Genomic DNA, 14,628 nt, shown 5'->3' on the forward strand with positions numbered 1-14,628 from the left:
CTATTTATCCTCCATCGTTCTTAATGATAGTCAGATCTTTTGGATTTGATCATAGTAGTCATTCATCTGGATAAAGCTCATGCCGATCAGCGGCATCACGAGATACAGGAATATGAGGCCATACATAGGCGTGAACCCGATTAATCGTCCCCAGGAAGCCTTGGCTTCAATGATCCGCGTGTATTCCTGTTTGCGCTGTTCAAAATAAAAGGCCATCCTGCCCTCCAGATCATCAAATGCCTCCCAAATCGTCACCCTTCCAAGACCCAATTGCAGCTTATCAATCAAATGCTGGAATTCTGAGAAAGTCACTTCTTCACGAAGCTGTTCCAAAGCCATCTCTGGCCCGTGCTCAAAATGAAGCAGACTTTTCTGAATAGGTTCCTTGAAAATGACGGCAAAGCGGTTCATCCATTCCAGCATTTCCTCAACGGAGATGCGCTCCATCTCACACAGTATGGATAAAATAGTCTGAAACTGGTAAACCTCATGCCTCATGTCAAGGGAACGCATTTTTTTGTGAAAATACAACACCCACACCGGAAGCCAATAAGCGGTAACAGCGGCCCCTAGGCAGAGGAGAACCTCCCACCATTTCATATATTCCTGGTTCCATAACTGCAGCTTTTCCTGTATACGGTGCACCATTTCGTTCAGACGATCAGGAGCTAAGGAACGATGAGCGGCCGACTGCGTTTCCTTTGCAATCTCATTAAAACCTGCTTCACTCGACATCTTCAGCCTGTGCATAACTTCATAGTCGGCCGCAGCCTCCTGATACGCTTCCTGAAGCTGAAAAGCATTCATTCTTCCGAACATTCTTCCATCCGATACGGGATCATGAATAATATGCTGCTTCTGCAAAATGTGCAAAGAAAAAAGAGTGACCAGGCAAACGATCAAACTGATCAGGAACGCAAATATCCTGCGGACATACAGCCATTCCACTTTACCTGTACTGTTCGTATCCCGCAGGAGCCTGACCTTAGTCATATATACCGGACTGCCAGGCTGCGGACAGAATAATCTGAGACTCAGCCGAACCCATTTCCGATCTGACCATTTCTCTTCCCAACGCTGCCCGTCCTGACCTGCCCTATAGCCTGTCTCCCTTACGGTGTTAAGCTTCTGCAGCAGGATATAAGCTAGAACTACAATGGCATACAGAATCAGTTTGGTAATCCAGCCTAACTTTCCATCATAAAATGTATTCATCGTCGGAAAATTGGACTGGGCCCAGCGCTGAATCGGCAGGATAAACAATACCGGCGCCAACGCAATGATGTGCAGTCCCTTTAGCAGGTAATCCAAACGATCACGGCGCAGCAGTTCCAGCTGAATCTCCTGCATCAACCCCTCAATGCCTTTTAAATATATGGAGCCATGCTTCTTTGATCGATCACCAAGCTCCAGAACCATAAATGAAATACCGGCAAAAGCTTTTAGAAAACGGTTGGGGGCCCTCTCATAATACTGCTCCAGAGCCGCAGCAGGATCCGTGTCGCATAATGCCTCATATATCTGCATGGCATGCAGGGATGCCTCTCCTTCCATGAACTCTGCCGCTTCGGCTAATGCTTCCTCTACCATGCTGTGCTGCTGATAGCGGTGCCTGACATCTCCGAACAGCTCCATCATACTGGAGAGGAGACGCCGTTCCAGTCGCTGTACAGCAAGGTCAATGACAAGACTGTTCAGGACAACCGCACAGAGCAGTATAAGGATCAGGACAGACAGCCCTGGTCTCATCCAAATTAATGTCGCACCAGAGAGCATCACGATTACAGATACTGTCAGCATAAGTTCCATCGTTTTGCGCCGGAGCTGATACTCAGTATAAACTCCTGCCGCTGCAATCTTTCTGCGAACTCGAGCGGTATATCCGTCCACCAACGCCAGCCGGGAGCACAACGCATAAGCGGAAATCAATCCCCGGTTCCATGCATCCTTCCATGACCATCCGCCTTGGCTGCTACCCGGGATTGCATGCAGGACTGCCATACGCCGCTCGAACCGTACCCTCCAGTTCACGAGAATCAGCATGACCGTTAATCCGAGCAGTGAAGCAAGCAGAACATAGATAAGTACTGTATTAAGCATGAACAACTGTCCCCCAATGAACTGCCAGAAAGTGTTCAAATTCATCCCGATCTTGCGCGTTCATCTGCTCCTTCATCTCTTTTGCATTCATTTGAGAAATGGCGTGTCGGGTTATGTAATGCCCATTCTCGTACTCCACAATATTGCGGGTAATAAACCTCGTGCGATTCAGTCTCTTCCCCATGTATTCTCGGCTAACGACTGACCATTGTTTTATATAATCCATATCTTCCAAAGGCTCCGTATCCGAATTCTCCAGTCCTGCGTCTATAGGTATACATTCCGTTATTCTTTCGATATACCGCCGGCCATCCGCATCTTTCTTCAAGTGGACATCAAAGTTAATAACACTGACAACCTGCTCCTCCGCAACATCTTCCTGCTGAAACACGCCTGCTTTCAAAAGAGAATTGCGAAGAGAAAATACCAGGTCCCGGAATGTTTTGGCATGGTGTGTAAATACGGTAAATAAACTGGCGACCTGGGACATCTGAATCATCCAGGCTGCTACTCCGTCACTGGCGACCTCCCCAAGAATGTTTACCGTACCATCCGTTTTTTTCTGGAGGTCCAAGCCATCCTGCCCCGAGATATGATCCGTCTCCTTAAAAGACAAAATGTTTCGCCGGCTGTACATCCTCCTCAAATGAAGTTCAAAAGCCATCTCCTGTACACGTAATGTGTACATAGCATAAATATGACCAACCATAGCCATGAGCATGGTCGTCTTACCTGATCCTTGAGCACCTGTAATAGCTGTAATCCGGCTGCCCTTCATCAGAAAGGATAGAAGCTGTATTGGGAGTTCCGCATTCGGCCCGGTAATCAATTGCTCCAATGTCGCTTTCGCGGTATCAAATTTCCTGACAAAGAAAGCCCATGACTCTGAAAAAGGCGGACGCACCACAACGACCCTGGATCCATCCTTCATCTCATTCACTTTATAACCGTTGGCCTCAGAAAGCTGTCCCGGATGATTATATTTGTAGATGTTCTGACAGACGCGTTTTAATTCAGATTCTGATCCGAAAGAGAGAAAAGAGAAGTGTATCGATTTTCCTTTATAAAAGACCCAGACACTCTCACATCCATTAGCCGGCTGAACAGGAATTTGTTCCGGCAGCCCCCCTTCCAGGCTCCATCGCATCACGGGCTCCTGCTCCTGAATCCAGCTGGATTCTGTGATCCCGCTGACCCCACCGCTTACTCCGTCAATTCTCTGATCACGGATGTCATCCGCAACAGAGAAACCTTTGTACTGCTGATAGACACGCTGTGCAATGATTTGAAGTTTGTCATGAAAGTGAAGCATCTGATACTCACAGCGGAAAATATGGTCTATATCATCATGGTCTACCCAATATGATTCCGAACCGGGTCCATCCCCCTCCATTCCTGGTCTAAGCTGTGCTAATCCATAGGTATCAAGCATCCTGGCCAAGGCATCGGCCCCGAACTGCTGCTGGAATAAATAAAATATAATTTCAAACTTGTCCTGACTCGTTAGTAAATCCGGATTCTCAAACGGAATCAAGCTGTCAGCTTGACTCTCCTGCAGCCCATATCCTTGAATCAGCAGATCGGCAATCATTTGTTTTACAAATTTTTTGTCATCTACACTTCCTGAGACACATCCTTTTAACGCTTTACGAAGTTCCGTACGCTGTTGTAATCTCCGCTTGTATTCCTCTTCTCCAAGTCCCGCATCCGCCAATTGACGATGGCTGAGCTCATGAAGTGCATTTTTAATATAATGAATGATGACATCCATGCTAATAGTGGTGTGATCCGATGCATGCTCCAGAGGAGACTGCTTACGGGAACGCATCCAGCTTACAGCGATATAGCAGAGACACCCTAAACCGATGATACTCGTCATTAGGACGTTTAAAAGGGCTGACCGCATTTATGCGCCCCTCTCGATCTGCTTAAGTATTGACTGCAGACCGCTGTTCTCCAGGATCATCTTCGTTAGATCATGCATGCCCTCTTGCCAGTCAGATCTTACTCTGGATGAATTCATATTCTGCTGTACCCAGGACTTCATATCTTTGCGGTTCCATGAGTCCATGACATCTGTATGATAAGGCACAGTATATATAGGCTGCTTCACATCGTATCTACGCCTGATGTTCGCGGCTGTAAATCTCGACGTTATGTCATATTTAGGGATTGTGTACAGCTGCTCCTTCTCTGCTAGCATCTCAGGCCACTGCTCCTGACTGAAAAAAATATCCAAATCACTCGTATTCTGTGTTAATGAAACGACAACAAGATCAGCTTTTTTCATAACATTCAGCTCCTTTTCCTGCAGCAGCATTCCGCTGCCCAAATCTACAATTACAAGTTCATAATATTGACTTGCCGTATCCATTACCGTATTCACGAGAGCCGGGTTATCGGTCTGATATCTGAAATCAGCACTCTCAATACCCATCAGAACATCCAGCCTTTCTTCAAGCATAGGAAGGGTATAGCTGCAGAAATTGTATTTCGTCAGGGAACGGCTCAGATACATGCGCTGCATTGCATCCCATCCATGATTACTAAAGTGATAATCCGGATTATCAGTTCCTGTTCCACCAGCTAAAGAAAGTCCTTGTTCAGGCCCGTTTCCCCTACACCCAAGATGAGTCAGAAGCTGACGGATGCGATACCGGAAACCTAACGTAAGGGCAGAAGCCAAAGCCAGGGTAGACGACCCGCTGCGTCCCTGAACCGGGCTCCAGAAGACAACCATACTCATGCCTGTCTCCTTTCTGCAATCTTCCACAATCTGCGGCTGTAGCGCTCTTCCCAGCCTGTCAGCCTGCTGACCAATTGTCTCAGCTCCCGCTTGTATCGCCGGCTCAGCGGCTTGATCCGCAGACTTTGATTGTGTTCGTTCTCCAGTCTGAGCGCTACGTTACTTTCATCCAAGGGAAGGAACGTCAACTCCGGATGCCACATGATCCCGCACTTTGCGAGATAGCTGGTCAAATAATGATTATGCAGCTGCGAATCAACGGTCTGAACATAAACGGAATAAAATGGGCTGTCCCGTTCGATCAGCCCTGTTTCTATTTGATTTTCCAGCCACTTCCTGCCCCGCTCAAGCTGCATTCTGCCATAATCACTGACCCATACGCGGGCGGCAGCCGAACGGAACAGCTCTGCATCTGCGAACTGTTCGACTTCAAGGTCAATCAGCACATAGTCATAGGCTTCCTCCATTCTCATTCCCTGCTCTTCCAAGTATCCGGACAGTTGATTGTAATGCTGGAATCCTTCTGCTACATCAAAGCCGGCAAATTGAGTAATCTGCAGAAATAACCCTAATTTCGGAATGCTGTACTGATATCTCCCCAACCTGGTAGCGTCGACCAGTAAAACTCGTTTTCCGGAAGAAGTCACCAGCTTGCTAAGATAGAGCAGAATATCACTTTTATCAGCCATACCTGCAAAAATCCAGATGTTCATATAAACCCTCCTAGTATAGATAACAGACTAAAATGAATCTTCCGTGCCCGATGACGAGGTGCCGTTTCGCAAAATTTCATTCTGTTCCTGCAGATCAGCAGGTTGGCCGTTTGTTTCTTTGACGGTGCTCTCATTCATTTCTGAAGAAACCACAGGTTCCAAGGGGCTGACCGAAGCAGAGCCCGAAGCGCTCATACGCTCCTCATTATGAATTTCAGCTTCGAGCCCTCTGGACACAGGCCGGTCAGAGCTCAGAATCGAATCACTCGATATTAAATTATTGTTGTTAGATGAAACTAAAGATTTTTCCAACGTGTTTCTCATACTTGTTGCCAAAGCCCGTTCGGCCTGTTGGACAATGTTAGGATCACCTGCCATCAGCTTGATGACATCATGATTGGCAGGATAGGTCGGGATTGCTTCCTTCTGAAATTCCGGTTCTACGTAGGTAAGAGCGTAGATCGAGGCCTTGTGAAGATAAGCGTCAACAATTGCACTGGACAGTGTGAGAATTTCCTGCTCAGTCAGAGTAAACCATATATTAGGTGCGCTCAAAATGTTGATTTTCTTCTTGGCCAGAATAATAAAATCCTGACCGCTTGGAAACTGTATCCGCAGGTCGACGACATCGCCAGTCTTCAGATTGCTAGGCAATAAGGCAGCACCGAACTGCCGGTGCCGAAGATCGTGGGAGACTGGACTCTGATCGTTCAGCATGCCTGTAGTCAAAACCGTTGACTTCTGTAACGGAATCTTGACCGTCTTTCCGGCCGGCTTACTCCGATCCGAAATCACATTAGCTGGTGCTATTCCGGCAGGGATATGGCGCAGCTGTAAGTCTTCTGCCTTAATCGTAACCCCGGCTGCGATATCTCTGATCAGAACATAGGCTGCTATCTGCTGCTGATCCTGCACGCTTTGCTTCTGTACTTCCTGTTTGAACTGTGTAACCTGGTCGGAAGCTTGCTGACGGACTGTGCGGAGCTGAACGTGGCTGTAGAACACATATATGATAAAAATTAGTCCGACAACTCCTGCTCCCACGCTGCCCGCCAGCAGCAGCTGTCTGCTCTTTTTCCGAAGTTTGAACACATTATGCCTCCTGCCTTTTAGGTCTGCTGTTCATTTGACAGCCACTTTTTATTTGAACAAGGTTGAAAATGAAAACCGGCGCCGGCGCTTCGGCAATTTGCTTCGAAGAATTTCCTCCCACACCACCTCCATTCTCTCGTCGCTTTCGAACGGGTCACTCTGAAGCGGCAGTGAAAACACCCGGTTATGTCCCAGGTTATTCTTCACGGATTGAACTGTCCTGTCAGATGCAAGCGGCAGACAAAAATGCCATTTATGCTGCGGATACCTTCCTGCCAGCTGAACAAACTCCAGAATATCCTGCTGCCGCCATAAAGAACCTGAGCCTACAATCAATGCAATATCTGCCCGCAGCAGCTCTTCCAGCTTCTCAGCGTCACGACCGCTTCCGAGATCGAGTACAATAAACGGGTAACTTCCGCCGAGAAGGCTCAGAACATCTGCCCGACCTGTCTGCCGCCAGTAGTGTACACCTTCAATTTCGAACTGGCGTGAGAAGTGATGGTCTTTTACCGAAGCTGCACTTCCTTTTAGCTGCTGGATGCGAGCAAACGATTTGGACCCGCTGATCATCTCAATAATCGCAGCCTTTCCATAATGCCGATCCAGATGATGACCTATCGAGATAGTCGTATGTGTTGCTCCCACGCCCGTAGAGACCCCAAGCACTGCAACCACTTTTGTACCGGAAAGCAGCTCCTCATTCCATTGCTGTCGATGAGGTTTCGGCGTAGCCGCCCCTCTCTTTAAATCGCAAAGTGCTTCTGCGGCGGTTTGGTATCGTTCTGCCGGTTCTACATACAGCATTTTGCGCAGCATAGGAACAAAGTATCTGGGAATTCCGTGCTGTATGGATGTTTCAATGCCAGGCAGCCACTCACTGTAACGCCCGCCTGTCACGATGAAGAGCAGCAGGGCCCCTAATCCATAAATATCACTGCGCGCATCACTCTGCCTGCCTCCATATTGCTCTGGTGCAGCAAAGCCTAGCGTACCGAGCTTAACGGTATCCTCTTGGCGTTCCGCATGGAAACTACGAGCAATACCAAAATCAATGACCTTTACATCCATCCCGCTTGTCAACATGATGTTCCCTGGCTTCATATCCCTGTAAATGACAGGCGGATTCTGGCTGTGCAGATAGTCCAGCACCTCCAGCAGCTGGGCAGCAAGCTGAAGGATCTGCTCTGCGGGAACTCGCCCCTTTGATGCGGAGATATAATCACCAAGTGTTGTCCCTTCAATAAAGTCCATAACCAGATAACTGATATTCCCTTCCTCTCCCGGTTCAACAAAATCAACAATTCGCGGCAGCCTGGGGTGATTGAGAGAAATCAGCATCTGTGCTTCTTCTCTAGCCATCCCTATACCGTCAATCCGGAGATTCTCTTTTACCGCCCAATGCTGTCCCGGCAGCTTCTGATCCTCAGCCAGATAAACTCTGCTCATCCCTCCTCGGCCAATACATCGCAAAATCCGGTATCTTCCTCCGACTACCGAGCCATATGCCAATTCAGCATCCAGGCTCATACTTTCCCTCCTTTCGGACAAATCAAAAAGGAAAGCACCGCCGAGCCGCTGCATGTACAGCGACTTCGGGATGCTTTCCCTGTTTGTCATTTGTTATAATTTGGTATCATTATAGTACAGTTGGTCAATTTTTGTAAATACTTATTTACTTACAGTCACATAATATTTAGTCATATTTAATCATAAAGAGTGTGACCTCGTCACGGTTGTGAAAGAGCTGTTTCACCCGCTGCAGCTGCATTCCAGACTCCTCAAACAAAGTAATGACCTCTTTGATCAGAGCCAGCGGTTTTTTGTGCATCAGCTTGACCGTAACAATTGCAGTGCCGCCTGTCTGCAGGCTGTAAAGAAGATCTGTCACCAATTTAGCCATCAGCTTGGGACTCCAGCTCATATCACATACTAACAGATCAAACTCCCGCTCTCTGAACTTCACCTCACCGGCATTTTTACGCAAATAGGTCAGCCGCGGTGATTCCAGCAGAGAGGTATTCATTTTGGCAGGATCAACAGCTGTAACCTCAAGCCCACGCTCCAGCAGGAAGGAAGTCCAGCCTCCAGGAGCTGCCCCGATGTCCAGGGCCTTATGGAATGCTCGAAAATCGATCCCAAATGTCGCCTCAGCCTCCAGCAGCTTAAACTTGGCACGGGAAATCTGAACCTCCTCACGCTGAAAACGAATAGCACCGCCATTCCAATCGGACAGATTGTCCGCTGGTCTGGACACCCCAGCATACCATGCCTCATCTCCAGCAAAAAGAGAAACAATATAGTCTGCATCCTGCAGCGTGAATTCTGCTCCCGCGGGCGCCAGTCGGTCCATCACTTCCTGCTTCAGCGATCCCGCATTTCCTTCCCAGGAACAGCCCTCGGACTTGCGGACTTGTACATTCAGGCGTGAACCATTCAGTTCCGAACGATTCAGAATAAAAGAGGTTAGCTGTGCCAAAATCTGCTCGGCATCACCGTTATTCTCCTGAAATTGAACCGGAAACAGATGGCGGAGAAACATTGGCGGATAAGCGCCGATCTGTTCTACCGCTTCTTGCGCTGACACTTGTAAGGTCACCGCAAATACTTCTCCAGGTACAACAACGGTGCTCTTCACCGAGCCGAACAGGCGGCGCAGTTCTTCCTGCGCATACGGCAGAAACCCGTGATTCGCCGTACAGATAAAACGGGATTGCTCTTCCCTCTCAGTGCGGCTCTCTAAATCAAACATTTCATTTGGCTGCAAAATCCATTACCCTCCATTACGCACCTGTATCCACGGCCGGTCTGCATCCCATTGCAGCTCAACCTGAATATCATAGGTACGCATAATTGTTTCTTTCGTTAATACCTCATGTTTAGGTCCAGCGGCCGCTACTTTCCCTTCACGGATCAGCCCCACGTGTGTAAACAGAGGAACAATTTCTTCGACATGGTGCGTAACGTAAACGACAGAGACATCCCGCTTACGCAGCCGGTCAATCTCCACCAGCATTTTTTCACGCTCGAACAGATCCAGACCCGCACAGGGCTCATCCATAATCAGCAGTTTGGGCTTGGCCATGAGCGATCGGGCCAGCATCACCTTTTTGCGTTCCCCTTGTGACAACGTCCCCAGCGGGTTATTCTTGCGATGACCCAGATTCATTTCTTCGAGCAGTGCTACCGCCTGTCCCTTAACCTCTTCAGGAATCGCCTGATAAAAGCGTAAATACGCATAGGCCCCCGTTGCCACTACCTCCCACACCGGATCCTTCAGGGCCAGCTTTTCCAGAAGGGTCTGACTGATATAACCGATTTCTTTGCGGACCTCACGCACGTCAGATTGGCCATAGATATGACCCAGTACTTCAATCCGGCCGGAGGTCGGGAACAGGTAACCGTTCATCATTTCCAGCAAAGTCGTCTTGCCCGAGCCATTGCGGCCCAGAATGGCCCAGTGCTCTCCTTTATTCACTTTGAGACTGACATCATCCAGAATTAGATCTTCGCCACGCCGCAGCGAAATATGCTCCATAGAGATCATGATATCACGCTCCTAATCTCGTTCAGCAGGTGTTCTACCGAACCCATTTTATAGACTGCTTTCGGCTCTGCTGCCTCGCCGTCAAACAACAGCAGCGCGGGAACGCTGGAGATCCTGTACTCCTGCACTTGCTCTGGTATCCGGTTAATGTTGACGCTATAGAGCGTGTTCTCTGGCACCAGCTGTTCTGCAACCTCCAGCATGCGTCTTGCTGCGGCACAGGTTCCGCACATCGGTGTATAGACGAACAGCGCCAGCCGATAACCCTCCCAGATCATGCGCTTCAGCTCTCTGGCTTCCAGTTCTATCATTGCTCACCCTCCCCGGCGATTTGATCCAACAGCTCGAGCGGCATCGGCTCGTTGAATAGCTGGGTCCCCTCCGGCTTGTTCGCATACAGCTGCTCATACATCACACGTTTGCCCCAAAGGCTTGATGTATGCAGGTAGATGCGCCTGGGATACAGCTGTTCACGGACAATGGCAGATGTCACATCCTGCCCATTCTCATCCGGTCCCAGTTCAAAGTCGAGAGACAATATATCCACTTCACACTCCCGCAGCAGCAGCAGACATTCCTCCACATTGCGTGCCAGCACAAATCCTTCCGGACAAGCACGGTAATCGTCCAAAAACACATGAATCATGCTGTCGCCTCCCTAACGCTCAGGTCTCTCCTTTTCCCATTTGATTACCTGCGCAATATCTTCACGATGTGTTCCATCGGCACCCGTCTCACTTTCGAGAATAACCGGGATCCCGTACATCCAATCCATTTCCAAAAGCCAAAGAAAACCTTCCTTGCCAATATACCCTTTTCCCACACGTTCATGACGGTCTTTGCGCGATCTGGCAGGATATTTGGAGTCATTCAAATGAACTGCGCCAAGTTCCTTCCAGAACCCAAGCTTGTTCCCCTTCTCCAGCATAGCCTTATCAGGACCTCCGTTCCACCATCCGGCAGCGTAAGCATGACAGGTATCCATACAAAAGCCGACTTTCTCCGGATAACGGCACAAATTGCGAACCTGTACGAGCTCTTCCATCATCGTGCCCATGGGGCCATGATCACCCGCTTGGTTTTCCAACAAGATCCTGGCCGATCCTTCCCACCTCTCAAGCACCTCATCCAGACAAAAGATAATATTACGATACCCCTCAAGTGAGTCGCCAGATTGGATATGGCCATAATGAAGTACAATGCCCATAGAGCCGCATGATTCAGCGATTTCAAGATCGTTCAGAATGGAATTTATCAGCGCTTGATAGGCATCTTCTCCCTTTTTTCTGCCGATTGCCGGGTTGCTTGGGTAAGGTGTATGCGCGATGGACATAAGGTTGTGCTGTATCGTAAACGCCTGGGCCGCTTTGGCATCCGATTCATTGAGCTTTTTTAGAGCAAGACTTCGCGGATTTTTGGGAAAGTACTGAAAGGCGCCCCCGCCTGTGGAAACCGCCCTTTCAGCGGCCTTGAGAAAACCACCGCGGGTGCTGACATGACCTCCTACAGCAAAGCCTTTGCTAGGCATCATGCTGACACTGCGGGCAATGAAACACTTTGCGTCCGTTCAGTTCAGTGCGTACAATCGTGCCGCTGCACCGCGGGCAGGTCTCCCCTTCCCGGTCATATACTCTCACCTTGTCATCGAAAGCACCGGTAAGTGTATCGCCCTCTGTAAAGGGCATTTCGATATAACCTCCACCATACAAAGCTTCCCTTAGTACCGATTGCATAGCATGATAAAGACGTTCACTCAGCTCAGGACTGGCCATAATATGCTGGACCTTGGATGCGGGAGTAATTCCTGCTGTAAAAGCAATCTCATCGGAGTAGCAGTTGCCGATCCCTGCAATAATATGCTGATTGACCAGCGTTGTTTTCAGCGATCCCCGGCGTCCTTTTAACGTGTCCTTGAATTTATCCAGCGTCATGCGGCGATCCAGCGGTTCCGGCCCAAGCTCGGCTAATACCGCTTCTGTCTCCTTAGCCGTCAGCAGATGGAGATAACCGAGGCGCAATCCGATAAAGTACAGAATTTTCCCATTAAAATCAATCTCAATTTGTGTAGAACGAGGAGGGCGCTGCTCCTGAGACCCGAGATACAGCAGCCCGCCCAGCATCAGATGCAGCAGCAGACGGCGGCCTGTACTGAGGTGGAAAATGAGATGTTTGGCTCTGCGTTCAACATATACCACCCTGCTCCCAATCAGCTCCTTCTCAAGGACAACACCGTCAACGTTAATGGACTTGTCTCTGAGAATTTGTACTCCTGTGATAGGTGTATCCAATATGGCTTCGGATAATTTTATCCTGTAATTCTCCATTTCGGGCAATTCCGGCATATTCATCTTTCCTTTCCAATGTTTTGCTCAATCCAAATCCTAAGGTCTGCCAGCGAATCAAAAATCCAGTCTGCCTGCAAACCCGTCTCTTTCAAATGGGTGTCCATGTTCTCACGGGTAGTAACTCCTGTTAATACCAATGCGGTGCGGCAGCCAGCAGCCACCCCGGCGGCAATATCCGTACGCATATTATCGCCGATCACAAGGGCTTCATCCGCTTGAATCCCCATCCGGTCGAGGGCATAATCCATGAGAATGCCAGAGGGTTTGCCGATGATAATCGGTTGTACACTTGTTGCAGCCTGTATCGAAGCTCCAATGCTACCCGCTCCTGGAATAAAACCGCTGTCGGTCGGCAGCAGTAAATCCGGATTGGTCATTACGAAACGGGCCCCGCCTAGTATTTGGCTAACAGCTCCCGCCAGCTTGTCGTATGTAAAAGACCGGTCAATCCCTTGAACAACAATATCAGCCTGTTCATCTTCAACTAACAAAAGTCCCTTATCAGCAAGCGCTTCCCGCAGCCCTGCTTCTCCGATACAATACACTTTGCCATCGGAGATCTCTGAAGCAATATATTCGGCAGAAGCAAGCGCAGACGTGCACACTTCATGAGCATCAGCTTCAATTCCTAGCGAGCGCAGATGCTCAGCTACAGAAGCCGGAGTTCTCGAAGCGTTATTAGTGACATAAAGATACGGAATTCCTTGGCGCCTTAATTCCTGTATCAAAAGATCTGCGCCTGAAATGATGGATTTCCCGTGATAAATGGTGCCATCCAGATCAATTAATAACCCTTTCATGTAAACACGCCTTTCCATCCAAAATCTTTCATGCCATTAATCATTCATTCGATGAAAGAAAATGTTAATCATAAAATGTTATATACGGCATATTTATTTATTTTACATAATTTGATTCCATAACGTCTATTCAAATTGATATTTGACTCCCCATCCTTTTCGTCGAACCTTATCGAAGGGGGTCAATTTTAATCGTCATCTGCTCCCGCATGTCAATTCATGCGCTTACCTGGGAAATAGAACGCTCTATCCGTATATTTCCCTATCTGATTTCGCTGCTCCAGAGCAAAGAACCGGAGGTTAACACCTCCGGTCTCCGCTCAAATAGACAGCTTCCTTATGCTCTGCGTTAGCCCTGCTTCTCGACAACAGGATAAAGTTTATGCTCTTCAGCCACGAAGGAAGCCGGAAAAATTCCTCTTGCCTCTTCCAAGAGTGGAGTCAGCTCATCCAGATCTTTGTACCGGGAGCTGAAATGAGTCATAATCAGTTGTCCGACACCAGCTTGCTTGGCAGCTTCGGCAGCCTGAACGGCCGTACTGTGGTGATATTCATAGGCCGTGTCCACAAGTTCGTGAAGAAAAGTTGCTTCGTGAACCAGTACGTCTGCGCCACGTGCAAGCGGCACTACATTAGGAGCGGGACGGGTGTCACCAAGGATGGTAACAATTCTCCCCTTCTTCGGGCTACCCAGCACCTGATGAGGATGAAGCACGAGCCCGTCTCCGAGTTCTACGGCTTCACCGCGTTTTAACTTGCCATAAATAGGTCCGGGTTTAACTCCATGCTGTTTCAACTGCTCCAGGTCCAGTTTACCGGGACGGTCTTTCTCGGTTATCCGGTAGCCGTAACTATCAATACGGTGATCCAGCAGTGCCGATTCCACGACAAATTGATCATCTTCAAATATTATACCGCCATCATGCTCGATGACCTTTAAGTCGTAGTTGATTCTGGACTGACTTAATTCAAGCGACATCTCGATAAAAGCTTTAATCCCTTTCGGTCCGTACAGCTCCAGAGGGGTCGTCCCTCCTTGGTAAGCTCTGCTGGAGAGCAGCCCGGGCAGACCAAACAAGTGGTCACCATGCAGGTGGGTAATGAATACCTTTTCCAGCTTGCTCAGCTTCAAGGGAGATTTAAGGATTTGATGCTGTGTTCCTTCACCGCAGTCAAACAGCCACATACTTCGCCGCTCTTCCAGTATCCTTAAGGCTATAGCCGTTACATTACGCTGCAGGGAAGGGACACCAGCGTTAGTGCCTAAAAAATACAGTTCCATAAA

14 protein-coding genes are annotated in these 14,628 nt (G+C 48.7%); all 14 read right to left on the bottom strand.

The window, feature by feature from the left end:
* Window positions 1-30: 30 nt before the first annotated feature.
* The 14 genes from Q5741_RS00670 to rnz all read right to left on the bottom strand — a co-directional run bounded on the left by Q5741_RS00670 (window position 31) and on the right by rnz (window position 14,625).
* Window positions 31-2,100 (bottom strand): hypothetical protein, encoded by a 2,070-nt coding sequence (locus tag Q5741_RS00670; protein WP_305022118.1) that lies wholly within the window; start codon window positions 2,098-2,100, stop codon window positions 31-33.
* Window positions 2,093-4,006 (bottom strand): ATPase, T2SS/T4P/T4SS family, encoded by a 1,914-nt coding sequence (locus Q5741_RS00675; RefSeq protein WP_305022119.1) that lies wholly within the window; start codon window positions 4,004-4,006, stop codon window positions 2,093-2,095. The genes Q5741_RS00670 and Q5741_RS00675 overlap by 8 nt, the downstream gene beginning before the upstream one ends.
* Window positions 4,007-4,846: a hypothetical protein gene (locus Q5741_RS00680; RefSeq protein ID WP_305022120.1), complete on the bottom strand. Its 840-nt coding sequence runs from the start codon at window positions 4,844-4,846 to the stop codon at window positions 4,007-4,009. It lies immediately after the preceding gene.
* The gene (locus Q5741_RS00685; RefSeq protein ID WP_305022121.1) at window positions 4,843-5,559 is read right to left on the bottom strand and encodes a hypothetical protein; all 717 of its coding nucleotides are present in this window, start codon (window positions 5,557-5,559) and stop codon (window positions 4,843-4,845) included. The genes Q5741_RS00680 and Q5741_RS00685 overlap by 4 nt, the downstream gene beginning before the upstream one ends.
* 27 nt (window positions 5,560-5,586) lie before the next feature.
* Window positions 5,587-6,651: an SAF domain-containing protein gene (locus Q5741_RS00690; RefSeq protein WP_305022122.1), complete on the bottom strand. Its 1,065-nt coding sequence runs from the start codon at window positions 6,649-6,651 to the stop codon at window positions 5,587-5,589.
* Window positions 6,652-6,699: 48 nt separating this feature from the next.
* The gene (locus Q5741_RS00695) at window positions 6,700-8,181 is read right to left on the bottom strand and encodes a serine/threonine-protein kinase (protein WP_305022123.1); all 1,482 of its coding nucleotides are present in this window, start codon (window positions 8,179-8,181) and stop codon (window positions 6,700-6,702) included.
* A 166-nt stretch (window positions 8,182-8,347) separates the two neighbouring features.
* Entirely contained in the window at window positions 8,348-9,403 is a 1,056-nt protein-coding gene (locus tag Q5741_RS00700; protein ID WP_305022699.1) for an SAM-dependent methyltransferase, read from the bottom strand.
* Between the two features lie 21 nt (window positions 9,404-9,424).
* Window positions 9,425-10,198, bottom strand: a complete 774-nt coding sequence (locus tag Q5741_RS00705; RefSeq protein ID WP_305022124.1) for an ABC transporter ATP-binding protein — start codon at window positions 10,196-10,198, stop codon at window positions 9,425-9,427.
* Window positions 10,195-10,509, bottom strand: coding sequence for a thioredoxin family protein (locus Q5741_RS00710; protein ID WP_305022125.1), 315 nt, complete (start codon window positions 10,507-10,509; stop codon window positions 10,195-10,197). The genes Q5741_RS00705 and Q5741_RS00710 overlap by 4 nt, the downstream gene beginning before the upstream one ends.
* Entirely contained in the window at window positions 10,506-10,844 is a 339-nt protein-coding gene (locus Q5741_RS00715; protein ID WP_305022126.1) for a cyclic-phosphate processing receiver domain-containing protein, read from the bottom strand. Before Q5741_RS00715 ends, Q5741_RS00710 begins: the two co-directional genes overlap by 4 nt.
* Window positions 10,845-10,856: 12 nt before the next feature.
* Window positions 10,857-11,729 (bottom strand): deoxyribonuclease IV, encoded by an 873-nt coding sequence (locus Q5741_RS00720; RefSeq protein WP_305022127.1) that lies wholly within the window; start codon window positions 11,727-11,729, stop codon window positions 10,857-10,859.
* The gene (locus Q5741_RS00725; RefSeq protein ID WP_305022128.1) at window positions 11,719-12,540 is read right to left on the bottom strand and encodes an Fpg/Nei family DNA glycosylase; all 822 of its coding nucleotides are present in this window, start codon (window positions 12,538-12,540) and stop codon (window positions 11,719-11,721) included. Before Q5741_RS00725 ends, Q5741_RS00720 begins: the two co-directional genes overlap by 11 nt.
* Before the next feature lie 2 nt (window positions 12,541-12,542).
* Window positions 12,543-13,343: a TIGR01457 family HAD-type hydrolase gene (locus Q5741_RS00730; RefSeq protein ID WP_407074298.1), complete on the bottom strand. Its 801-nt coding sequence runs from the start codon at window positions 13,341-13,343 to the stop codon at window positions 12,543-12,545.
* 349 nt (window positions 13,344-13,692) lie between these two features.
* A complete protein-coding gene (gene rnz / locus Q5741_RS00735) occupies window positions 13,693-14,625 on the bottom strand; it encodes a ribonuclease Z (RefSeq protein WP_305022130.1) in 933 nt (310 codons plus the stop codon).
* Window positions 14,626-14,628 lie beyond the last annotated feature (3 nt).

The organism is Paenibacillus lacisoli (assembly GCF_030580655.1).
In the GTDB taxonomy this organism is placed as follows: Bacteria; Bacillota; Bacilli; order Paenibacillales; family Paenibacillaceae; genus Paenibacillus; species Paenibacillus lacisoli.